This window comes from Nocardia sp. NPDC005998, from assembly GCF_040614395.1.
Classification (GTDB): domain Bacteria; phylum Actinomycetota; class Actinomycetes; order Mycobacteriales; family Mycobacteriaceae; genus Nocardia.
On record NZ_JBEXUI010000007.1, the window covers coordinates 111,826 to 134,510 of the forward strand.

18 protein-coding genes are annotated in these 22,685 nt (G+C 65.3%); 14 read left to right on the forward strand and 4 right to left on the reverse strand.

The features are described from left to right. The first annotated feature begins 519 nt into the window (after positions 1–519). A complete protein-coding gene (locus ABZ293_RS13145; protein ID WP_355180179.1) occupies positions 520–2,166 on the forward strand; it encodes an N-acetylmuramoyl-L-alanine amidase in 1,647 nt (548 codons plus the stop codon). Positions 2,167–2,324: 158 nt separating this feature from the next. Here ABZ293_RS13145 and ABZ293_RS13150 read toward each other — a convergent pair whose 3' ends face one another. Both ABZ293_RS13150 and ABZ293_RS13155 read right to left on the reverse strand, forming a co-directional pair. Then, the gene (locus ABZ293_RS13150; RefSeq protein ID WP_355180372.1) at positions 2,325–3,146 is read right to left on the reverse strand and encodes an HAD family hydrolase; all 822 of its coding nucleotides are present in this window, start codon (positions 3,144–3,146) and stop codon (positions 2,325–2,327) included. Positions 3,147–3,252: 106 nt separating this feature from the next. Then, a complete protein-coding gene (locus tag ABZ293_RS13155; RefSeq protein ID WP_355180181.1) occupies positions 3,253–4,467 on the reverse strand; it encodes a hypothetical protein in 1,215 nt (404 codons plus the stop codon). Positions 4,468–4,629: 162 nt separating this feature from the next. Here ABZ293_RS13155 and ABZ293_RS13160 point away from each other — a divergent pair, with 162 nt between their 5' ends. The 9 genes from ABZ293_RS13160 (at position 4,630) to ABZ293_RS13200 (ending at position 15,810) form a co-directional block, all read left to right on the forward strand. Next, the gene (locus tag ABZ293_RS13160) at positions 4,630–5,607 is read left to right on the forward strand and encodes an ABC transporter permease (RefSeq protein WP_355180183.1); all 978 of its coding nucleotides are present in this window, start codon (positions 4,630–4,632) and stop codon (positions 5,605–5,607) included. Further along, positions 5,604–6,545: an ABC transporter permease gene (locus tag ABZ293_RS13165; protein ID WP_355180185.1), complete on the forward strand. Its 942-nt coding sequence runs from the start codon at positions 5,604–5,606 to the stop codon at positions 6,543–6,545. Before ABZ293_RS13160 ends, ABZ293_RS13165 begins: the two co-directional genes overlap by 4 nt. Continuing rightward, a complete protein-coding gene (locus ABZ293_RS13170; protein WP_355180187.1) occupies positions 6,542–8,410 on the forward strand; it encodes an ABC transporter ATP-binding protein in 1,869 nt (622 codons plus the stop codon). The genes ABZ293_RS13165 and ABZ293_RS13170 overlap by 4 nt, the downstream gene beginning before the upstream one ends. A gap of 12 nt (positions 8,411–8,422) precedes the next feature. Next, positions 8,423–10,105, forward strand: a complete 1,683-nt coding sequence (locus ABZ293_RS13175) for an ABC transporter family substrate-binding protein (protein ID WP_355180189.1) — start codon at positions 8,423–8,425, stop codon at positions 10,103–10,105. After that, on the forward strand, positions 10,102–11,784 hold the full coding sequence (locus ABZ293_RS13180; RefSeq protein ID WP_355180191.1) for an ABC transporter family substrate-binding protein: 1,683 nt from the start codon (positions 10,102–10,104) through the stop codon (positions 11,782–11,784). Before ABZ293_RS13175 ends, ABZ293_RS13180 begins: the two co-directional genes overlap by 4 nt. 11 nt (positions 11,785–11,795) lie before the next feature. Then, on the forward strand, positions 11,796–13,469 hold the full coding sequence (locus tag ABZ293_RS13185; protein ID WP_355180193.1) for an ABC transporter family substrate-binding protein: 1,674 nt from the start codon (positions 11,796–11,798) through the stop codon (positions 13,467–13,469). Continuing rightward, positions 13,466–14,164 carry a hypothetical protein gene (locus ABZ293_RS13190; protein WP_355180195.1) on the forward strand — a complete coding sequence of 233 codons (699 nt, stop codon included), beginning with the start codon at positions 13,466–13,468 and terminating at the stop codon, positions 14,162–14,164. The genes ABZ293_RS13185 and ABZ293_RS13190 overlap by 4 nt, the downstream gene beginning before the upstream one ends. A gap of 93 nt (positions 14,165–14,257) precedes the next feature. Then, entirely contained in the window at positions 14,258–14,995 is a 738-nt protein-coding gene (locus ABZ293_RS13195) for a FadR/GntR family transcriptional regulator (RefSeq protein WP_355180197.1), read from the forward strand. A gap of 104 nt (positions 14,996–15,099) precedes the next feature. Then, on the forward strand, positions 15,100–15,810 hold the full coding sequence (locus ABZ293_RS13200) for a sterol desaturase family protein (protein ID WP_355180199.1): 711 nt from the start codon (positions 15,100–15,102) through the stop codon (positions 15,808–15,810). A gap of 316 nt (positions 15,811–16,126) precedes the next feature. Here the strand turns inward: ABZ293_RS13200 and ABZ293_RS13205 are convergent, their stop codons facing one another. Then, a complete protein-coding gene (locus tag ABZ293_RS13205; RefSeq protein WP_355180201.1) occupies positions 16,127–16,684 on the reverse strand; it encodes a TetR family transcriptional regulator in 558 nt (185 codons plus the stop codon). A 137-nt stretch (positions 16,685–16,821) separates the two neighbouring features. Between ABZ293_RS13205 and ABZ293_RS13210 the strand changes: the two genes are divergently transcribed. The 4 genes from ABZ293_RS13210 to ABZ293_RS13225 all read left to right on the forward strand — a co-directional run bounded on the left by ABZ293_RS13210 (position 16,822) and on the right by ABZ293_RS13225 (position 21,200). Continuing rightward, positions 16,822–17,559: a carboxymuconolactone decarboxylase family protein gene (locus ABZ293_RS13210; protein ID WP_355180203.1), complete on the forward strand. Its 738-nt coding sequence runs from the start codon at positions 16,822–16,824 to the stop codon at positions 17,557–17,559. Positions 17,560–17,750: 191 nt separating this feature from the next. Further along, a complete protein-coding gene (locus ABZ293_RS13215) occupies positions 17,751–17,969 on the forward strand; it encodes a heavy metal-associated domain-containing protein (protein WP_355180205.1) in 219 nt (72 codons plus the stop codon). 23 nt (positions 17,970–17,992) lie between these two features. After that, positions 17,993–18,913 carry a hypothetical protein gene (locus ABZ293_RS13220; protein ID WP_355180207.1) on the forward strand — a complete coding sequence of 307 codons (921 nt, stop codon included), beginning with the start codon at positions 17,993–17,995 and terminating at the stop codon, positions 18,911–18,913. Between the two features lie 34 nt (positions 18,914–18,947). Then, positions 18,948–21,200, forward strand: a complete 2,253-nt coding sequence (locus ABZ293_RS13225) for a heavy metal translocating P-type ATPase (protein WP_355180209.1) — start codon at positions 18,948–18,950, stop codon at positions 21,198–21,200. 95 nt (positions 21,201–21,295) lie between these two features. Here the strand turns inward: ABZ293_RS13225 and ABZ293_RS13230 are convergent, their stop codons facing one another. Beyond that, entirely contained in the window at positions 21,296–22,174 is an 879-nt protein-coding gene (locus ABZ293_RS13230; RefSeq protein WP_355180211.1) for a hypothetical protein, read from the reverse strand. Positions 22,175–22,685 lie beyond the last annotated feature (511 nt).

Sequence of the window (22,685 nt, forward strand, 5' to 3'; positions counted from 1 at the left end):
GGCCAATCGGCTCCCGGCCGATCAATCCCAGGCCAATCGGCTCCCGGTCAAACCTTCTCCGGCCAAACGACTCCGGGTCATTCCGCCCCTGGCCAGGCCATTCCCGGCCAAACCACGCCGGGCCAGAGCCCCAACACCAGACAAGGCACCACCCTCGGTCAGGGCACCACACCCAGCCAATCCCTTCCAGGCCAACCGGTTCCGAACCAACCTGTTCCGGCCCAATTGGCTCCCGGGCAAACCTTCCCCAGCCAACCGACTCCAGGGCAATCCGCCCCTGGCCAGGCCATTCCCGGCCAAACCACGCCGGGCCATAGCCCCAACACCGGTCAGGGCACCGCCCATGGTCAGAGCATCACACCCAGCCAAACCACGCCGGGTCAAAGCCCCCGAACAAGTCAGCGCCCCGACACAGGTCGAGGCACCCTCGGACAGGGCATCACTCCAGGCCAAACCGGTCCCGCGCAGTCCGGCCAACGTCATCCTTCGGCCGCCGCCTTCATCGCCGACGAGGACCAGTTGGAACCCGGAATCACCCCGGACACACCCGCACTGGCACCCGGCGCTGTCCCACCGGAACTGCTCAGCCAGGTCGGTGCGCAGGTCAAGGAAGTCAGTCGGGATACACCGTTCAGCCTCGTCGCATTGACCGCGCACGATCTGGTGGACACCAAGGTGATGATCCGGGCCCGTCAGTCCGATGACACCTGGGGCCCCTGGTACGACAGCCAAGCCGTCGATACGCGTCGCAACGATCGAGTGGCGGCGGGCGGCACCACCGGCACCGAACCGATCTATGTTGGCAATACCAAGTCGGTGCAGATTCTGGTGACCCGCAAGCCGACCCCGGCCACCTCACCGCATTCCCCGATCGCGGATGATGCCGAGGGCGCGGTGCCGATGCGGCCCACCCAGGCCGCCCCTCGCTCGGATGATCCGGCTCAGACCGCTGCCGCACTGACGGCTGTGCTGATCGATCCGGGCCGAGGGGCCATCGACGGCACGCTCACCGATGTCGCGGCGGCGCTGCCCGGCGGCGGACCCAATGTCATCACCCGATCCCAGTGGGGCGCCGACGAATCCATTCGCTGCGAAGACCCCACCTACGACGACCAGGTCGGCGGCATCACGGTGCACCACACCGCGGGCCGCAACGACTACAGCAAGGCCGAATCCGCGGGCATCGTCCGCGCGATCTACACCTATCACGCAAAGACGTTGGGCTGGTGCGATATCGGTTACAACGCACTGGTCGACAAGTACGGCCAGATCTTCGAGGGCCGCTTCGGCGGACTGGACCGTCCGGTGCAGGGTGCGCACGCAGGTGGGTTCAACGAGAACACCTCGGGTGTGGCATTGATGGGCAACTACGAGTCCGAGGAGCCCTCCGCGGAGGCGCTCGACGCGGTCGGCCGGTTCATCGGCTGGCGGTCCAAGATTGCGGGCCTCGACCCCAAGGGTTCCACCACGATGTACTCCGAGGGCACCGAATTCACCCCCTATCCGGAGGGCGAGGCGGTCCGGCTGCCGGTGGTGTTCGCGCATCGCGACGTCGGCAATACCAGTTGCCCCGGTGACGCGGCCTATGCCGATATGGATCGCATCCGCGATATCGCCGCGGGCGTATCGGGCGCTTCCGGCACGTCGAGCAAACCGCAACAGCAGGCGCAGGCACCCCAGCAGCAGGCGCAGTCGCAGACCGCCCCGCGCCCCCAGCCGGATATCGCAACGCTGGCCGCGCTGACCGCCAAACTGCTCGGCATGGTGAATCAGAACCCGATCGCCAAACATTGGGCCGATAAGGGCGGTCCGGACGGCCCGCTCGGCGCGGCTGTATCGGAGCCGCTGCCCGCCACCCAGGGGCAGCAGTACGCCAAATTCGTCAACGGGTATGCCTACACCGGCGCGAATGGTCAGGTGTACGAGGTGATGGGCGCGATCCTGGACCGCTTCCTCGCCCTCGGCGCCGACGCTGGCTTCCTCGGCCTCCCGCTGAGCAATACCTATCCGGTGCCGAACGGACTGCGCACCGACTTCCAGTACGGCTCACTGATTCTCAACCAGCTGACCGGCATCATCACCACCGTCTGGAAGGCCTACAACGAAACCAACCAACAGCAGATCAGCCGCAATCCGGTCGGCCAGGCCAGCGCACCCGCTGGCTGACCAGCGCACCACGCCGAGCCCAGCTGCGACGACCGCGTCGACCAGTTGGGCTCGGCGCATTTCTGCACCGGAAACCGCCTGGGCCGCTTCGATATCTGTGCCCAGCCGGCCGAACTCTGCAACGGCTCACCGGGATTCGGTCAGTCCCGCTGACCAGCTCAGACCCACCAGCGCTCGAGTACTTGCGCCACACCGTCTTCGGAGTTCGCGGCGGTGACTTCGTTTGCGGCCGCGAGCGCCTCCGGGTGTGCGTTGGCCATCGCGACACCGTGGCCGACCATGGTAAGCATCGGTACGTCATTGGGCATATCACCGAACGCGATAATGGCTGAATGTTCGACGCCGAGGCGCTGGGCCACTATCGCCAGGCCGGACGCCTTGGTGACGCCGGGGGCGGAGAGTTCGATCAGGCCGTGGTCGGTCGAGTAGGTGATATCGGCGCGGTCGCCGATCAGCGGTGCGAGGACCGAGCGCATATCGGCGCTTCGGGTGCCGCGTAGTCGAACAAGCATCTTGATCGCGGGCGCATCGATGACTTCCATGCGCGAGACCTCGGTGTCATCCGGATTGAGCCATGCGTGCTCGTATTCCGGCGAGCTCACGAATTGCGGCGTCACCGCATCGTGCGCGCTGGCACCGACGCGTTCGGCGGCGAGGCCGCAGCCGGGCAGCGCGCGTTCGGCCAGATCCGCGATCCAGGACAGGGTGTCCACGTCGAGCGTGCGGCTGGCGAGCACCCGATCGGCGGCGCTGTCGTAGATCACCGCACCATTGCCGCAGACACACAGCGGCGCGTAGCCGAGCCCGTCGACCACCGGATCGATCCAGCGGGGCGGCCTGCCGGTGGCAAGGACGAATGGCACACCGTCGGTGATCAGCGCGGCCACCGCCGCCTTGGTTCGCGCGGTAACCCGCTCGTCGTGATCGATGAGGGTGCCGTCCACATCGGTGGCAACCATCTTCGGCTTGGGCAGGTGCAGGCGCGTCACCTATTCCATCCTGCCGGAAGACCATCTCGGCGAGGTCGCGGCTATCACCACGGCCTCGATCCGTGCCACCACGATCGGCTCGCGCAGTGTGCGGCTGTCACTTGGATGGCGGTCGCCGCCATACGGAGTCGTCGGCCTGCACTGTCGGGTCGGGCTGTTGTTCAGCCTGGTCAGGCTGTGGTTTCGCCAGATCAGGCCGCGGATGTGCAGGGGCTGCGGCGGGATTCGCCGACGCGCCCGGGTGTGTGCCCGGGGGTGCGGCATGTGGCCCGGCCTGACCCGGCGGCGGATATGCAGGCACACCCAAGGGATTCGCCGACCAGTCCGAGTACGTACCCGCCTGGGATGCGGCCTGACCCGGCCGCGGATATGGAGGGACTGCTGGAGGATTCATCGACCGGTCCGAGGGTGTGGCCGCCAGAGACGCGGCCTGCGCCGTCTGATCGGGCGGCGGATATGCGGGGGCCGCAGGAGGATTCGCCGACCAGTCCGAGGGCGTGCCCGCCGGAGACGCGGCCTTTGGCCCAGCCTGATCGGATGCCGGAGATGCAGGCCCTATCGAGGGATTCGCCGACCAATCCGAGGGCGTGCCCGCCGGAGATGCGGCCTGGGTTCCTGCCTGGTCGGTTCCCGAATAGGCGGAACCCGCGTGAGGATACGGTGCACCGGGGCTGTACTGCGGATAACCGGTCGACGCGGGCGGGTAGGGCGCCGCGCCCGATCCGGATGAATACAGCGCTGGTCCGGGAGGTGGCGCGGCAGGTCCGTACGGGTACCCGGCCACCGGTGGTGGGTAGGCGCTCGCCGGGTCATAGTTCAACCAGCGCGTCGTCGGGGCGATGAGGGCGAGGACCGCGGTGGCGATCGGGAAGACCAGCCCGATCAGACCGCCGACGCCACCGCTGATCGCTGCCGCGCCACCGCCCGAGGTGGTGTAGCGCAGTGTCACCGTGTACTCCGCGATTCCGGCGATCACGACCACCGCACACCCCGCCACGACCAGCACCCGGCCGAGCGGCTTCCTGGTGAACATCATGACTGCGCCGACACCGAGCAGGATCGCCGTGATCAGCGCGATAACACCGGTCACCAGCGCATATGTCCTGAACCACGGCTGCGCGAACAGGCCGGTCGAGTCGTAGTCGGCGAGGTCGGTCCCCAGGTCCGTGACCCCGAGCACGATATTCATACCGCCGCCGAGCAACTGGCCCGCGCTGCCGATACTCGCCAGCACTCCGGCGCTGATCGCGGTGCCGCCGCCGGGCGCGGGCGCCGGAGCCAGCGGATACGGCTCATATTGCGGATAACTCATTACGGTCCCCCTTAGAGCGCCGAGAAAAGCCTGGACGCACCGGCAACGACAGGATAAGGGACATGCCGATCTCACACGAGTCACGCACGGTCGCACCCACGTCCTTATGATCAGGGACTAATACTCGATGCTGGCCCGACCAGCCGTAAGACCAGAGGACTGATGACCGGCTTCCTGCTACGACGCGCGTTCAATTATGTCGTGCTGTTGCTGCTGGCTTCGTTCCTGACGTTCAGTCTGGCGTCACTGACGTTCAAGCCGCTGGACAGTCTCGAACAGCGCAATCCACGTCCGCCGCAGGCGGTGATCGATGCCAAGGCCGAACAGCTGCATCTCAACGAGCCGATCCCACAGCGCTATATCAGCTGGCTGAAGGGCATCCCGAAGGGTGACTTCGGCGAGACGCTGGCCGGACAGCCGGTCAGCGAGGAGCTGCCGCGGCGGGTGCTGGTGAGCCTGCGGCTGCTGATCATCGGTTCGATCGTGGGCACGGTGCTCGGGGTGTTGATCGGTGCGGCCGGGGCGATCCGGCAATACAAATTCAGTGATTACTTCACCACGGTCGTCTCGCTACTGGTGCTGAGCACGCCGGTGTTCCTGCTCGCCACCCTGTTGAAGTACGGTGCGCTGGAAGTGAATACGCTGACCGGATCGCAGATCTTCCTCTATACCGGTGAGACCTCGGCGAACAAGATCAACGGCTTTTTCCCGCAATTGCTCGACCGGCTCCAGCATCTGGTGCTGCCGACCGCCACTCTGGCCCTCGGCGCGATGGCCGGTTACAGCCGCTATCAGCGCAACGCCATGCTCGACGTATTGCAGAGCGATTTCATCCGCACCGCCCGCGCCAAGGGTCTGACCCGCAATAAGGCCCTCTACAAGCACGGTCTGCGCACCGCGCTGATCCCGATGGCGACGCTGTTCGCCTACAGCCTCGGCAGTCTGATCACCGGCGCGACGTTCACCGAGAAGATCTTCGGCTGGCACGGCGTCGGGGAATGGTTGGTCAACTCGATCAATGCCCAGGACCTCTACGTTGTCGTCACGGTGACGGCATTCGCCGGTCTGGTGGTGCTGGTTTCGGGCCTGCTGTCCGATGTGGTGTACGCGATTCTCGACCCCAGGGTGCGTGTGGGATGACGGAAGCCGAGATCATTGTCCAGGGCGCGCCGGAGGTCGCGGCCGCCACCGGTCGGCGCAGGCTCGTCCTGCGCCGCTTCCTGCGCAATAAGCCCGCCGTCGCCGGTGTGCTCGTGCTGCTGATCCTGGTGCTGGTCGCCTATGTGCTGCCCTACTTCTGGACCTGGGACTATCAGGAACTCGATGGCACGGCGCTGCGCAAACCGCCGAGTGCGAAACATCCCTTCGGCACCGATGCCATCGGCCACGACGTACTCGCACAGACCCTGCGCGGGATGCAGAAGTCGCTGATCATCGGCTTCTGTGTCGCCATTATCAGCACCACCATCGCGGCGCTGACCGGTTCGATCGCCGGGCTCATCGGCGGTTTCACCGATCGGGCCATCATGTGGCTGGTGGATCTGCTGCTGGTGGTGCCGAGCTTCATCATCATCGCGCTGTTCGCGCCGAAGACCAAGGGCAGCGGCTCGATCCTGCTGCTGATCCTGCTGCTGAGCGTCTTCGGCTGGATGATCAGCGCGCGCATCGTGCGCGGTCTGACGATGAGTCTGCGCGAACGCGAATTCGTGAGGGCCGCACGGTATATGGGCGCGCCGACGAGGACGGTGATCCTGAGCCATATCCTGCCGAATATCGCCTCGATCCTGATCATCGACACCACGCTGTCGGTGGGTGCTTCGATCATGGCCGAAACCGGTTTGAGCTTCCTCGGATTCGGTGTGCAGTCGCCGGATGTTTCGCTCGGCACGCTCATCGCGTCGGGCACCGCGTCGGCGCTCACCTTCCCGTGGCTGTTCATGTTCGCCGGTGGACTGCTGATCGTCATCGTGCTTTCGGCGAATCTGGTCGGTGACGGATTGCGTGACGCGTTCGATCCCAGCGCGAAACGGGCTCGTTCGCGGAAGAAGGCGGCGTCGGAAAAGAAGGTCGGGGCATGACGGGCGATATGGCCGCCATCGAAAAGAACTCCACCGCACCGCTGTTGGAGGTCTCCGATCTGCGGGTTTCCTTCCCGAGCGAGGAGGGACGGATCGACGCGGTGCGCGGGGTGAACTACACCGTCTCCGACGGTGAAGTGCTCGCCATTGTCGGCGAATCCGGTTCGGGTAAATCGGTTTCCTCGCTCGCGGTGATCGGGCTGCTGCCGGAACAGGCGCGGATCAATGGCTCCATCCGGCTGCGCGGACGCGAACTGCTCGGACTCGGCGATCGTCAATTGTCCAAGCTGCGTGGACGCTCCATCAGCATGGTGTTCCAGGACCCGCTCTCGGCGCTGACCCCGGTCTACCGGGTCGGCGATCAGGTGGCCGAAGCCCTGCTCGCGCATACCGATATGACCAGCCGCGAGGCGTCGGCGCGGGCGGTGGAGCTGCTGGATATGGTGGGCATTCCCGATCCGGCGGTGCGCGCTAAGGCATTTCCGCACGAATTCTCCGGCGGCATGCGTCAGCGGGTGGTCATCGCCATGGCCATCGCCAATGATCCGGCGCTGATCATCTGTGATGAACCGACCACCGCACTCGATGTGACGGTGCAGCAGCAGATCCTGAATCTGCTGCGCAAGGCGCGTGATATCACCGGCGCTGGCGTCATCATGATCACCCACGATATGGGTATCGCGGCCACCCTGGCCGACCGCGTCGCGGTGATGTATGCCGGAAAGATTGTCGAAACCGCGCCAGCGGCAGAACTTTTCGCCGCACCGCGGATGCCGTACACGGTCGGGCTGCTCGGCTCCATTCCCCGTATGGACGGACCGGCGCGCAGCCCACTGATCCCGATCGTCGGTGCGCCACCGGCGATGCACGCGCTGCCGCCGGGTTGCTCCTTCGCACCGCGCTGTCCGATCGCGATCGATGACTGCCGCGCGGCCGAGCCGCCATTGGAGAAGACCGGCCCTGGCCATTCGGCCGCCTGTATCCGCACCGCGGAGGTCACCTCCGCCGATCTGTTCGCGGCCTACCGCCAGGAGATTGCGGAGCCGAGCGCCGAGGCCGAGACCGATGGGCGGGTGGTGCTGCGGGTTTCCGATCTGGTCAAGACCTATCCGATCACCTCCGGCGTGGTGTTCAAGCGCCGCAAGGGCGAGGTCCGCGCGGTCGACGGCATCAGCTTCGAGGTGCGCGCCGGGCGCACACTGGCGCTGGTCGGCGAATCGGGATCCGGAAAATCCACCACACTCACCCAGATTCTCGACCTGGTGCAGCCGGAAGCGGGCACTATCGAGATCATGGGCAGCGATATCGCGACCCTGACCAAGGCGCGCAAACGCGAGATCCGCCGCAAGATGCAGATCGTCTTCCAAGATCCGACGGCCGCGCTGGATCCGCGGTTGCCGATCTTCGATGTGCTCGCCGAACCGATGCGCATCGATGGCCGCCCGCGCGCCGAAATCGCCAAGCGGGTACCGGCACTGCTCCAACAGGTCGGTCTGCGGCCCGAGCACGCCGATCGCTATCCCGCCGATTTCTCTGGCGGCCAGAAGCAGCGCATCAGCATCGCCCGCGCGCTGGCCCTGGATCCGGAGATTCTCGTGCTCGACGAACCGGTGTCGTCGTTGGATGTGTCCATCCAGGCGGGTGTGCTGAATCTGCTGCGCAACCTGCAGACCGAACACGGTCTGTCCTATCTGTTCGTCTCGCACGATCTTTCGGTGGTCCGCAACCTGGCCCACGATATCGCGGTGATGTACCGCGGGAAGATCGTCGAGGCCGGGCCCGCCGAACAGATCTTCGACCATCCGAGCAACGAGTACACCCGGGCGTTGATCGATGCGGTCCCGGTGCCGGTCGTCAGCCGATAGAGGGAGAGCGCGATGCCATCGAGAACCCGAGCCAGCCGGATGCGGTGGGCGGTACCGGTGGTCGCGCTCGGCCTGATCGTGGCGGGCTGCGGTTCGGGCGGCGATTCGACAGCGGGGCTGTCAGCCACACTCGGCACCACCAATGACATCAATCCCAAGAGCGTCGACGAGGTGCGCAACGGTGGCAATCTGCGCCTCGCGACCACGTCGTACCCGGCCAACTGGAACACCCTGTCCAATGACGGGAACGACGGCGAGATAGCCGATATCGAACGGCCGATGATGCCGCGATCGTTCGACACCAACGCCGCCGGCGAATTGTCGATCAATCGGGACTATTTCACCGATATCGCGCTGACCAGCACCGACCCACAGCAGGTCACCTATACGATCAACCCGAAGGCGGTCTGGTCCGACGGCAATCCGATCACCTGGGAAGACATCAAATCCGAGGCGAACGCGCTCAGCGGCCGGGATAAGCGCTTCCTGATCGCCATTACCAACGGCTTCGAATTCGTGGACAAGGTGGAGCGCGGCGTCGATGACCGCCAAGCTGTCCTGACCTTCGGCCATCCATATGCCGAATGGCGCGGACAGTTCGCGGGCAATGCCTCGCTGTTCCCGAAATCCGTTACCGCCGATCCGGATGCGTTCAACAACAGCCTCGCCAATGCGATGGGGCCCAGTGCCGGACCGTTCCAGGTCGTGTCCACCGATCGCGCGCAGGGCCGAATCGTATTGGGCCACAATCCGAAATGGTGGGGTGCCAAACCCAAACTCGACACCATCACCTTCAGCGTGCTCGATCACTCCGCCTGGACGACGGCGCTGCAGAACAACGAGCTCGACCTGATCCAGCTGACCACCGTCGACGACGTCCAGACCGTACGCAATACCGGTGGCCTGGTGGTTCGGCGCGCGCCGGGTAACCGCTGGCGCCACATCACCTTCAATGGCGCACCGGGGTCGATCCTTTCCGACCCCAGGGTGCGCGTGGCCATTTCCAAGGCCATCGATCGGCAGTCGATCGTCAACGCGATCCAGAACGGGCTCGTCGAGAATCCCAAGCCGCTGAACAATCACATCTTCCTGCAGGGTCAGACGGGCTACCAGGACAACAGCCTCGGGTTCGATCCGACGGCGGCCGCTCGCGAACTCGACGCGGCGGGGTGGAAAATCAACGGTAACGTGCGGGAGAAGGATGGGCGCAAGCTCGTCATCCGCGATGTCATGTACAACGATCCGACCTGGGTGCAGGTCGCTCAGATCATTCAGCGCAACCTCGCCGACATCGGCGTGGGGCTGACCATCGACACCAAGCCCGGTGCCGGGTATTTCACCGATGTCATCCAGCCGGGTGACTTCGACGCCGCACAGTTCATCTGGTCCGGTGATGCGTTCGCGTTCAGCAGTATTCGACAGGCGTACTACTACGACCCGAACGACCTGCAGGGCAATTACGCCCGCATCGGCTCACCGGAGCTCAACGCCCTGATCGATCGCACCCTCTCGGAACTGGATCCGAAGAAGGCGATCGAACTGGCCAATGAGGTGGACCGCAAGGTCTTCGAGGAGGGACATTCGCTGCCGCTCATGCAGAGCGATGGCAGCTTCGGCGTGCGCGCCGATCTCGCCAATATCGGGTCCCCTGGCCTCGCGTCATACGACTACACCAAGATCGGATTCGTGAAATGACAACAGCACACATCGCCCGACAGCGCCGGGTGGGAATCCGGATCGCGGCCCCCGCCGTCGCCATCGCGCTGATTTTGTCCGGGTGTGGGTCGAGCGACCTGGAGACCAGCAGCAGCTCGCTGACCAGCTCCAATGATATCAATCCAAAGGAAAGGGGCGAGCTGCGCGAGGGCGGGAATCTGCGTCTGGCACTGACGAATTTCCCGGCGACCTTCAATTCGTCACATATCGACGCCGACGGCGAGGTTACCGACCTCGTCGGCTGGACACTGCCGGGTTCGATCAAATCCAATGCGGCGGGTGAGATTTCGACTGACACCAACTACTTCACCGAAATCAAGCTCACCAATACCAGCCCGCAGACGATCGTCTACACCATCAACCCGAAGGCCGTCTGGACCGACGGAACCCCCATCACCTGGGAAGACCTGCGGTCGCAGTGGTACGCACTCAGTGGGCGCGACAACGCATTCCAGGTGCGCGCGACCCAGGGTTATGCCCAGGTGGACCGGGTCGAGCGCGGCGCGGACGATCGGCAGGCAATCGTCACCTTCGGCCAGCACTACGCGGAATGGCAGGGACTGTTCGACATCATCTATCCGAAGGCGTCGACGGCGACCCCACAGGCATTCGATGCCGTCGACCGCAATGGTCTTGCGGTGTCGGCCGGACCATTCGTGATCACCTCGATCGACAAGGCACAGCAGCGAATCGTGCTCGGCCGCAACCCGAAGTGGTGGGGCGAAACCCCGAAGCTGGATACGGTCACCTACAGCGTGCTCGACTATGCGGCCCGGCTCAACGCCCTGCAGAACAATGAACTGGATGCCGCGACCGTATCCGGTCTGGATGAGGTGAAAACGGCCTCGAACGCACCCGGGATCAAGGTGCGCCGGACCCCGGCACAGCGCTTCTCGCACTTCACCTTCAACGGAGCGCCTGGCTCGATCCTCGAGGATCCGAAACTGCGCGTGGCCATTTCGAAGGGCATCGATCGGCAGGCCATCGCGACCGCTAGCCAGCAAGGGGTGGTGACCGATCCCAAGCCGCTGAACAACCACATATTCGTGGCGGGCCAGAAGGGCTTCCAGGACAACGCGGCATCGGTCGCCTACAACCCCGAGCAAGCCGCCAAGGAACTCGATGACCTCGGGTGGAAGCTCAACGGTGACGTCCGCGAAAAGGATGGCCGCAAGCTCGAAATCCGCGATGTGATGTACCAGCAGGAACTCTGGCTCCAGGTCGCCCAGATCGCGCAGCAGAATCTGGCGAAGATCGGCGTCAAGCTGATCATCCAGACCTACCCGGGCAATGGCCTTTTCAAGGATGTGGTCGATCCGGGCAACTTCGATATCGTCCAGTTCAGCTGGACCGGTAGCATTCTCCCGCTCGGCGCACTGCCGCAGATCTACGCCTACAACCCGGCCAACCCGCTGAGCAATAAGGGCAAGATCGGCTCGCCGGAACTGAACGCGCTTATCGAACAGACCATTGCCGAACTGGATCCCGAGAAGGCCATCCAACTGGCGAACCAGTGCGACAAGATGATCTTCGACGAGGGCTTCTCCCTGCCCATCGCGCAATCTCCCGGCACCATCGCCGTGCGTGAGGGGCTGGCCAACTACGGTGCGTTCGGCCTGGCTTCACCGGATTACACCACGATCGGATTCGTGAAGTGAGGTTTCCCGCAATGACTTCCGCACGCTTTGCCCGGTTCGCCGTCCCCGTTGTCGCGCTCGGCCTGATCGCGACCGGTTGCTCCGACAACAGCATCACCCCGGGCACGGTCGATATCGGCAGTACAAACGACATCAACCCGAAGGATCGCAGCGAGCTGCGCGACGGCGGGAACCTGCGCCTGGCCATCACCAACTTCCCGGAGAACTTCAACTATCTGCATATCGACGGCACCACCGACACCACGGCCACGGTGATCAATCCGACGATGCCGTCTCCTTGGGTGAGCAATGCGGCGGGAGAACTCACCGTCGACCACAATTACTTCACCGACATCAAGCTGACGAATACCAGCCCCCAGCAGGTCACCTACACGATCAACCCGAAGGCCGTATGGTCCGATGGCAGCCCGATCACGTGGGAGGACCTGCGATCGGAGGCGGCCGCGCTGAGCACCAAGGACCCCGGCTTCCTCATCTCCTCACCCAGCGGCTTCGACCGGGTCGAGAAGGTCGAACGAGGCGAGGACGACCGGCAGGCGATCGTCACCTTCAATAAGCCGTATGCCGAGTGGCAGGGTCAATTCAGTCCGCTGTATCCGAAGTCTGTCACCGCCACCCCGGATGCGTTCAGCAATGCCGACCACGACACGCTCCCGGTCAGCTCGGGTCCGTTCATGGTCACCGGCATCGATCGCGCGCAGAACCGGATCACGCTGGGCCGCAATCCGAAATGGTGGGGCGATACCCCGAAGCTGGACACGATCACGCTCAGCGTGCTCGATAATTCCGCGGTGCTGCCCGGGATCCAGAACAATGAGATCGACTACGCCTATATGTCCGGCATCGAGAATGTGACCGGCGCGAAGAATTCGAAGAACGTGGTGGTGCGGCGCACGCCCGAGCCCAGTTGGTCGCATCTGACCTTCAATGGCGGCAAGGGCGCCCTGCTCGAGGATCCGCAACTGCGCATTGCCATTTCGAAGGCAATCGATCGGCAGGCCCTGGTGACCGCCGCCCAGAACGGTGTCGTCGAAAATCCGACGCCACTGAACAACCACATCTACATGAAGGGCCAGAAGGGCTACCAGGACAATTCGGCGCCGATCGCCTACGACCCCGCCGAGGCGGCGCGGATGCTCGACGCGCTCGGCTGGAAGCTCAATGGCGATGTCCGCGAAAAGGATGGGCGAAAGCTGGAACTGCGCGATGTGATGTACCAGCAGGAGGCCTGGGTGCAGACCGCGCAGATCGTGCAGCAGAACCTGGCGAAGGTCGGGGTGAAACTGACCATCCAAACCGTACCCGGCCAAGGGTTGTTCAAGGACGTGATCGATCCGGGGAACTTCGACATCGCCCAATTCAGCTGGGGCGGTAGCGTGTTACCGCTGGGGGCCCTGCAGCAGATCTACACGTATGATCCGAACAACCCGAACAGTCAGTTGAGCAATAAAGCACGCATCGGATCACCCGAACTGAATGCGCTGATCGAACAGACCATTGCCGAACTGGATCCGGCGAAGGCCATCGAACTGGCGAACAAATGCGATCAGATGATCTTCGCCGAGGGCTATTCGGTACCACTGCACCAGGCCTCGGGCACCTACGCCGTCCGCGATAACCTCGCCAACTATGGGGCCTTCGGCCTCGCCAGCCCCGACTACACCAAAGTCGGCTTCCTGAAGTGAAATTCGGACCGGGCCACCCCCTGGCCTATCCGGTCTCCGTGACGATCGGCGCCCTGGTTGTTTGCCTGGCCTGGGCGCCGTTCGCCGATCTGGACCAGCTCGCGGCCCTGGCGACGGTGGCGCTGGGCATCCTGGGTTACACGGGGTTTCAACTGGCAAGGGCGCTGGGGCGCCTGCCGCATGGATTGGCAGACGGCAACCGCGCGGGTTCCGGTGGGGACCATCGCGACAATATCCGCACCGTAGAGATCAAGCGGGTGCGACAGCAGCACCGGCTCGTCAGTCGCAGTTGGCTCGAGATCACCGAGAACTACCGCACCCGTTGGCTGCCGGTGTTTTTCGAGCCGGGACTGCTCGGCATGACCGAAACCGCGGCCGAGGTGTCCGACCGATCCGTCGACACCGCCACCCTCCACTTCTATCCCTCCGGAAAAACGCGCACCTCCGAACCGCCCGGTCGCCTGATCGATAACCCATCCCGCCCCGACCCCGATGCCCCGGACCTCGCAGCCGAATCCGCTCGGGTCCGCCGCCGCCTGCTGCTCGACGCCCAGTCCACGGTTGCCGCGCCCTTCGTGGGTCTGATGTGGGTCTACGTGGCCGAGGGCGGGTTCACCGCCTTCCTGGCCGCCACTTCGGTGGCCGCGGCCACCGCCATCTGGCTCGCCGCCGTCCGCGGCTCCGACCCCAGCTGACCCGGCCGGCGTCGGGCGAACCGGTGGGGCAGTACTGGTCATTTACTGGTCTGACCACTTGACCTCCTGACCTTTGTGGCGCAGAGTATGGACATGGCGTTGCAACCTGTGGTCAAGCGGTCGGTGTCGGGGGACGTATTCGAGCAGATCGCGGCGGATGTGCTCAGTGGAGAGTTGGCCCCAGGGGCGACACTGCCGAGTGAGCGGCAGTTGGCGGAGGCACTCGGGGTCTCGCGTCCCGCGGTGCGTGAGGCACTGCAGCGGTTGGCGGCGGCCGGGCTGGTGGCGGTGCGACAGGGGGATGCGACCACCGTGCTGGACTATCGGCGCGGCGCCGGGCTCGAGGTGTTGCCCAGGTTGCTGGTTCAGGCCGGGGAGTTGGAGCCGAAGGTCGCGCGCAGCATTCTGGAGGCGCGGCTGCACAATGGGCCCAAGGTGGCCGAACTCGCGGCGATCCGGCTCGGTAAAACCGACTCTGCCACCGTGCGCGCCGCCTTGGATCGCAGCGTCGAAGCGCTTGCCGCCGAACAGGATCCGATCGCACAGCAGCGGCACGCGATGGAGTTCTGGGATCACATCGTCGACGCCGCCGACTCCATCGTGTTCCGGCTGATGTTCAACATGTTGCGCGGCGCCTACGAACCCGCGCTCGCGGCGCTGGCCCCGATCATGTCCGCCGAGGTGGGCAATGTCGAGGCCTATCGAAAACTGGCCGCCGCCATCGAGGCCGGCGAGCCCGAACAGGCCGCCAGCACCGCTCGGGCCTTGCTCGAACCGGCGACCACGGCCCTGATCGAAGTATTGGAGGGCACTGAAAGCACCCGTCGCTGACGGCATTGTCACGATCCGGCGATCCGGATCACCGCGGCGGTTCGGAATAACGCTCGGTGCGCCACCGAATGGACGGCACCGACTGGCTGCACCAAGGAAAGACCATGACGAAACCCCAATCATCCAACAAGGATTCGGCCACGGCGCGCGAGCGCGTGCGTCAGGACGAGCGGACCCTGCGCCGCGGTCTCACGCTCGGCGGCGCATTCCGGGAATTCATTCGGCATCCCTCGCCCTGGCTGATCGGCAGCACCCTGGCGGCGGCGCTGGTCGCCCGAATCATCGTGGGCGACTGGCAATTGACCGATGCGCTGGTGCCCGCGGTCATGCTCGCACTCTTCCCGCTCTTCGAGTGGATCGTGCACGTGACGGTACTGCACTGGCGGCCGAGGCGGCTCGGCCCGATCCCGATCGACAGCGAACTGGCACGCAAACACCGTGAGCACCACGTCGATCCGCGCAATATCCCGCTGATCTTCATTCCGACCAAGACACTGTCGGTGCTGGTCGTCATCCTGGTCGCGCTCGCCACCCTGGCCTTCCCGCGCCTCGGTCTCGGCCTGACCTTCCTGCTGATGATCACCCTGCTCGGCCTCGGCTACGAGTGGACCCACTACCTCGTGCACACCGACTACAAACCGAAAGGCTCGCTCTACCGGGCGGTTTGGCGCAACCATCGCCACCACCACTACAAGAACGAGCACTACTGGTTCACCGTCACCACCTCCGGTACTGCCGACCGCCTCCTCGGCACCTATCCCGACCCCGCGACCACCGAAACCTCCCCCACCGCCCGCCACCTGCACTCGGCCTGACGGTCCGGGCCACGTGTAGCAGTCATTTGGAGCCGAGCGGCGGGCAATAGCGCGCCGCATCGGCATCCGATACCCGGCTTCGACGAACCCAATGGGCTGGCCCGACGCCGCACAGGCCATCGCGAGATTCACTTCGAATCAGTTGTCCGACGGCGCGAATTCGGCGCGCAGTCCCGGCTCTGCTGCACAGCGCAGATACCCCTGTCCCACAGCGGGATTCGAATGCTGCGCGCACAGCAGTAGGTTGCGACGGCACGCCCGATGCACGGACACACCCGTCGGCAGATCGCGCATCCTTCGACCGCAGCGGGCCGCGTCAGGCCGTCGCGAGTAGTCGGCCTGCGATGGTGCGGGCGCGGTCGGCGGCGGCCGGGGAGCCTTCGCGAAGGGCGGTGACTATCGCGCCGTCGACGAGCAGGGCGAGTTCGGCGGCCAGTTCCTCGGCGTCGGATCGGCCCGCGGCGGTGAGTAGTTCGGTGAGGTAGCCGATGACCCGGCGTTTGTGCTGGTCGGCTGCATGGTGGGCAGCAGAATCCGGGTCGGCCACCTCCACCATGGTGTTGATGAACGCGCAGCCGCGGAAGTCCTTGCGGGCGAAGCGTTCCGAGAGCGCGTCGAATACCGCGAGCGGCCGGTCCGCGGGCTCGCTCGCCTTGGCTTCGACGGATTCCCGCAGCCAGGCCAGCCAGCGACGATCACGATCCTCGAGCACCGCGACGACCAGGTCGTCCTTGCTCGCGAAGTGGCGGTAGAAGGAGGCGCGGCCGACGCCGGACTCCTGGAGCAGGCGGTCTACACCGACCGCTCTGATGCCTTCGGCGTAGAAGAGTTCTTCGGCGGTGGTGAGTAATCGCTGCTTGGCCTGTGTTGCCATGTCCTCACGCTACCAGAACGGCACCGATCAGTACCATCCGAATTGACGAATTCGGAACCGATCAGTACCGTATCAACTCGGCACCGATCGGTACCATTACGTTCGAGTTTGGAGTCACAATGTCTCGGCTACCGCTTGTGTCCATCGAAACCGCCGACGCCGAGCAGGCCGATCTGCTCACCGAGGTGCAGCGCCAGCTGGGCCGGATTCCGAATCTCTACGCCGCCATGGCGAACAGCCCCGCGACACTGCGCGGTTACCTGAACATGCGCGACGCACTGACCCGCGGCAAGCTCTCCGCCCGCGTCCGCGAGCAGCTGGCCCTGCTGGTCGCCAGCGAAAACGGTTGCGATTACTGCATTGCCGCACACAGCATGCGCGCGGGCCGGATGGGTTTCACCGAGGAGGCGATCGCGGCCACCCGCGCGGCGCACGCCGAGGATCCGCATGCGGATGCGGTGCTGCGGATCGCCCGCGAAGTGCTGCGGTCCCGCGGCCGCGTCGGCGATCAGATCATCGCGTCGGCCCGCGAGCACGGCGTGAGTGATGCCGAACTGAGCGAGATCGTCGGCCATATCGCTCTGAATGTCCTGTCCAACTACTTCAACCACGTCGCAAAGCCGGAACTGGACTTCCCACCGGCCGCACCAACGGAAGGCACCCAAATGACCGCGAAATGGCGCAAGGCCACCAAAGTCGCTCTGGTAGAAGGCTATGCACTGCTCGACCGGGACGGGGCGCAGGTGCGCACGATCGAAGATGTCGCGGTGTCGATCGAAGGCGGATTCCTGCACATCAAGGTCTCGGACACAGCTGAAGTGCAGGTGGTTTCGGCACCGGCGGTGGCCCTGGTCAGCTACCGCCCCGAATCCTGAGCATCAATAACGACCATCCCGAGCCCGGCTCGACGATCACTCGATCGCCGAGCCGGGCTTTTCGTATCTCAGGCGGCATGCTGCCTGGTACATACCCTCACGGGGTAGGCCTATCTTCTTGACAATGTACCCTAGGGGGGTATGGTAAACCCAGTTGGACGGCAGGAGCCGTCATCGGAGAAGGAGAGCAGATGAGCACCGCAGCCACCACCGCCACTGTCACCGTCACGGGCATGACCTGCGGCTGCTGCGCCAACTCGGTCAGCAAGGAGGTCGGCAAGATCGACGGCGTCACCAGCGTCGATATCGACCTCGCCAGCGGCCGGGTAACCGTCGACAGCACCACGGCGGTCGAATTCGGCGCCATCGCCGCCGCCGTCGACAAGGCCGGATACCGGCTCGCCGAGTAACGACACCAGAACGGAGCATCCCGATGAACGCGTCCAGCAAGTTCGCCGGTTACGCCCTCGGTCTCGCGGCGGTCTTGGGGATCGCGCTGGCCGTCGGTGCGACACTCGGGCCCGAGCCCACCGAGTCCGCGCACGATTCGAAGGCGCACGGTGCCATGGGCGAGTCGAAGTCCGATGCGGTACCCGCGGGACTCATGGCCAGCGAGAACGGATACACGCTGCGCCTGGATACCCCGCAGACCACCGCCGCGGCGAACGCACCCCTGCGCTTCCGAATCCTGAACCGCGCGGGCGCACCCGTCACCGACTATGTCCGCAGCCACGATAAGGACCTGCACCTGATCGTGGTCCGCCGCGATATGGCCGCCTTCCAGCATGTGCACCCGACGCTCGAGCAGGCGGGCACCTGGAGCGTGCCGCTGGATCTGAGCCGAGCCGGGGACTATCGGGTGTTCGCCGACTTCACCCCCGAAGGCGGCGAGAATCTGACGCTCGGCGCCGACCTGCGGGTCGCGGGCAACTACGACGTGCAGGCGCTGCCCGCACCGTCGACCACCGCCCAGGTCGGCGAGTACACCGTCACGCTGGACGGCACGGTCAACCCGGGGCAGCCGTCGAAGGTCGTGCTCACGGTGCGCCGCAATGGCAAACCGGTCACCGATCTGCAGCCCTATCTGGCGGCCTACGGTCACCTCGTGGCCCTGCGCGCCGCCGACCTCGGCTATCTGCACGTCCACCCGGAGGGCAGCCCAGGCGATGGTGTGACCCCGGCCGGGCCAGGCATAACCTTCTACGTCGACGCCCCGAGCGCCGGTGACTACCGACTCTTCCTCGATTTCCAGCACGAAGGCGTGGTCCGCACCGCCGAATTCACCGTCTCGGTCACCGACACCGGAGCCCCGGCGCCGGGACCCGCCGCGGAGCCTGCCGGACACGGTCACTGATCACTACCCTGAGTCGCACAGAACGGAGCACACGATGACCACCGCGACACAACCATCCGCCGGACAGGTCGAATTGGTGATCGGTGGCATGACCTGCGCATCCTGCGCCAATCGCATCGAGAAGAAGCTGAACCGGCTCGACGGCGTCACCGCCACCGTCAACTACGCGACGGAGAAGGCGCGCGTCGATTTCAGCGGCGATATCTCACCCGAGCAGTTGATCGCCACCGTCGAGGAGGCCGGTTACACCGCCGCGCTGCCCGCGCCGAAGATCGAGCAACCCGCGCGGACCGCTGCCGAAGAACCGGATCCGACGGCCGCGCTGCGGACCCGACTGCTGGTCTCGCTGGTGCTGACGGTGCCGGTCATCGCGATGGCGATGGTGCCAGCATTGCAGTTCACCAACTGGCAGTGGCTATCGCTGACGCTGGCCGCACCGGTCGTGGTGTGGGGAGCACTGCCGTTCCACCGGGCCACGTGGACCAATCTGCGTCACGGCACCGCCACCATGGACACCCTGGTGTCGATGGGCACCCTCGCCGCGCTGGGCTGGTCGCTGTACGCGCTGTTCTGGGGCACGGCCGGAATGCCGGGCATGAAGCATCCGTTCGAATTCACCATCTCGCGGATGGACGGCACCGGCAGCATCTACCTGGAGGCCGCCGCGGGCGTCACCACCTTCATCCTGGCCGGACGTTTCTTCGAGGCTCGCTCGAAGCGGCGGGCGGGCGCGGCGCTGCGGGCGCTGCTCGAACTCGGCGCGAAGGAGGTTTCGGTGCTGCGCCGCGGGATTGAACAGCGCATCCCGGTCGAGCAGTTGGTCGTTGGTGACACCTTCGTGGTTCGGCCCGGTGAGAAGATCGCCACCGACGGTGTGGTCGTCGAGGGCTCCTCGGCGGTCGACGCCTCGATGCTGACTGGTGAATCGGTGCCGGTCGAGGTCGGTCCCGGGGATGCGGTGGTCGGTGCGACGGTCAATGTCGGCGGGCGGATCGTGGTGCGCGCCGATCGAATCGGCTCCGATACTCAGCTGGCGCAGATGGCGAAGCTGGTCGAGGACGCGCAGACCGGTAAGGCGCAGGCCCAGCGGTTGGCGGACCGAATCTCCGGGATCTTCGTGCCCATCGTGATCGCGCTATCGGTCGCGACGCTCGGATTCTGGCTCGGCACCGGCGGTTCGGTTGCCGCGGCCTTCACCGCCGCGGTCGCGGTGCTGATCATCGCCTGCCCGTGCGCGCTCGGACTGGCCACACCGACCGCACTGCTGGTCGGCACCGGTCGCGGTGCGCAGCTCGGCATTCTGATCAAGGGTCCGGAGGTGCTGGAGTCGACCCGTCGGGTGGACACCGTGGTGCTCGATAAGACGGGCACCGTCACCACCGGCAGGATGACCCTGCTCGATGTCATTGCCGCCGCGGGCGAGGACATCGCCGAGGTGCTGGCGCTGGCCGGGGCGCTGGAGGATTCGTCGGAGCATCCGATCGCCCAGGCGATCGCCAAGGGTGCACGCGATAAAGTCGGCGCATTGCGGCCGGTCGAGGGCTTCGCCAATATCGAGGGCCTCGGTGTGCAGGGTGTGGTGGACGGACATGCGGTGCTCGTCGGGCGGCCACGGCTGCTCGCCGACTGGGCCCAGCACCTCGACACCGACCTGGAGCGGGCCATGTCCGCGGCCGAAGCCGATGGCAAGACCGCCGTGGCGGTGGGCTGGGACGGTAGGGCCCGCGGCGTGCTCGTCGTCGCCGATGCGGTGAAACCCACCTCCGCTCAGGCGATCTCGCAGCTGAAGGCGCTCGGGCTCACCCCGATCATGCTCACCGGAGATAACACGGCGGCGGCGAAAGCCATTGCGGCGCAGGTCGGTATCGACGAGGTGATCGCGGAGGTGCTGCCCGCCGATAAGGTCGACGCGGTCAAGCGGTTGCAGGCCGAGGGCAAGGTGGTCGCAATGGTCGGCGACGGCGTCAATGACGCCGCGGCCCTGGCCCAGGCCGACCTCGGCCTGGCAATGGGTACCGGCACCGATGTCGCCATCGAGGCCAGCGACTTGACGCTGGTCCGCGGCGACCTGCGGGCGGCCGCCGATGCGATCCGGCTGTCCCGCAGGACCTTGGGCACCATCAAGGGCAATCTGTTCTGGGCCTTCGCCTACAACGTGGCGGCGATCCCGCTCGCCATGGCCGGGCTGCTGAACCCGATGCTCGCCGGTGCCGCGATGGCCTTCTCCTCGGTCTTCGTGGTCAGCAATAGTCTGCGCCTGCGGAATTTCCGCTCCACCGCGCAGTAGAAACCGATCGGGCGGGACGATATCGTCCCGCCCGATTTCGGCCGGTGATCCGACACCAACTCCCAGCAAGATTTCGCGCCGCCCTTTCGTGGTGGTCACGAATCCGTTCCCCGGCCCCAACTGGGATGCTGCGCAATCTGCTTCGGATCGGTGAGACGTCGCGGGTTGCCGCCGTCGCTGTCCATCACCCAGACCTCCGCTCCGGACTTGGACGCTGAATCCTTGGTGAAACGGGTGAAGAGGATCTTCGTGCCGTCGGGGGAGAACGACGGGTCCCCCGTGTAGTCGTCGGTGAGCGGTCGGACGTGATCACCGTGCACATCCATCACATAGATCTCGGACCGGTCCTTCCCACCCCGATTACTGGTGAACACGATCCCGGTCCCGTCCGGGGTGAAAACCGGTTCGGAATTGAAATACGGATCCTCCAGCAGCTTCCGTGCGCCGGTTCCATCGGCTGCCATCTCCCAGACGGTGTTGGCCCTGGTGAACAAGATCTTCGAACCGTCGGGCGAGAATGCGGAATGCTGTGCCGAGGTCAGATCGGGACCATACGTGCTGGGGGCGCCGATGAGCTGCCTCAGCTCGCCACCATCGGTGTTCATCACGTAGATGACGCCACCGCGAGTGAAGGCGATCCGGCTACCGTCAGGCGAGAACGTCGGGTTGTACCCACCGTCGGCGAGCTGCACGACATTGCCGCCATCCGAATCCATTATCGATATCGACCGACCACCAACCACGATCTTCGAACCATCCGGAGCGAAGCTCGGATAAGAACCAGCGGCGATCCGAACAACCCCGGTGCCATCGGGATTCATCGCGAAGACCGACTCCCAGCCATCAGAAAATGCGATCTTCGCGGCCCGCGGCGGCTGCCCGCGATCCGTCCCACAACCAACGATCAACCCCGACAACACAACCCCGACGGCCAGCACCTGCAGCACCCGCGCTCTTGCCCGAATCCTCGACATGTGAGGCATCGTCCCTGAACCCACCACACCTCACCGGTCCTGGGAATCCCGAGCGGCCGAGCGTGGCCGGGGAGCTCGGGTCGGCCCCCGGGAACGAGGCCGCGAAGACCCATGTGATCGCTTCAGGGCACCGAGTTCGGTGCCAACCCCATCACCCCCTCATCGGCCCTGTTCAGCTCCGGCGCCAACTGGTCGCCGCAGCCCTGCACGGGTGCTGCGTGCCCGCATCCGCTGCGGGGTCCGCACCCAACCGGCCTTCCTACTTGCGGATTCGACGCGACCCCGGGCTTCCGCGATTCGAAGTCCAGTGTGATGTCGCAACTGGCGCGCGGCACAACCTCGATCACCTCGTCGGCGAGGGTGTCCGGGTGCCCCCTGCACACCATCTGGCTCAGCAGATACGCACTGCCGCCGAACTGGTGCCCATCCAGATACATTGGCTGCCCGCCGAGGGTAGTCGTATGGCGGTCGAATACGGCGCGGCCTGGGCGACCACCATTCGACCGCACCC

Excerpts from the sequence above, each read along its gene's own strand:
- ABZ293_RS13205 (WP_355180201.1), bottom strand. The coding sequence starts at position 16,684 with ATGGCAACACAGGCCAAGCAGCGATTACTCACCACCGCCGAAGAACTC.
- ABZ293_RS13215 (WP_355180205.1), top strand. The coding sequence starts at position 17,751 with ATGAGCACCGCAGCCACCACCGCCACTGTCACCGTCACGGGCATGACC.
- ABZ293_RS13230 (WP_355180211.1), bottom strand. The coding sequence starts at position 22,174 with ATGTCGAGGATTCGGGCAAGAGCGCGGGTGCTGCAGGTGCTGGCCGTC.
- ABZ293_RS13160 (WP_355180183.1), top strand. The coding sequence starts at position 4,630 with ATGACCGGCTTCCTGCTACGACGCGCGTTCAATTATGTCGTGCTGTTG.
- ABZ293_RS13170 (WP_355180187.1), top strand. The coding sequence starts at position 6,542 with ATGACGGGCGATATGGCCGCCATCGAAAAGAACTCCACCGCACCGCTG.
- ABZ293_RS13200 (WP_355180199.1), top strand. The coding sequence starts at position 15,100 with ATGACGAAACCCCAATCATCCAACAAGGATTCGGCCACGGCGCGCGAG.
- ABZ293_RS13225 (WP_355180209.1), top strand. The coding sequence starts at position 18,948 with ATGACCACCGCGACACAACCATCCGCCGGACAGGTCGAATTGGTGATC.
- ABZ293_RS13155 (WP_355180181.1), bottom strand. The coding sequence starts at position 4,467 with ATGAGTTATCCGCAATATGAGCCGTATCCGCTGGCTCCGGCGCCCGCG.
- ABZ293_RS13185 (WP_355180193.1), top strand. The coding sequence starts at position 11,796 with ATGACTTCCGCACGCTTTGCCCGGTTCGCCGTCCCCGTTGTCGCGCTC.
- ABZ293_RS13220 (WP_355180207.1), top strand. The coding sequence starts at position 17,993 with ATGAACGCGTCCAGCAAGTTCGCCGGTTACGCCCTCGGTCTCGCGGCG.
- ABZ293_RS13195 (WP_355180197.1), top strand. The coding sequence starts at position 14,258 with ATGGCGTTGCAACCTGTGGTCAAGCGGTCGGTGTCGGGGGACGTATTC.
- ABZ293_RS13175 (WP_355180189.1), top strand. The coding sequence starts at position 8,423 with ATGCCATCGAGAACCCGAGCCAGCCGGATGCGGTGGGCGGTACCGGTG.
- ABZ293_RS13165 (WP_355180185.1), top strand. The coding sequence starts at position 5,604 with ATGACGGAAGCCGAGATCATTGTCCAGGGCGCGCCGGAGGTCGCGGCC.
- ABZ293_RS13180 (WP_355180191.1), top strand. The coding sequence starts at position 10,102 with ATGACAACAGCACACATCGCCCGACAGCGCCGGGTGGGAATCCGGATC.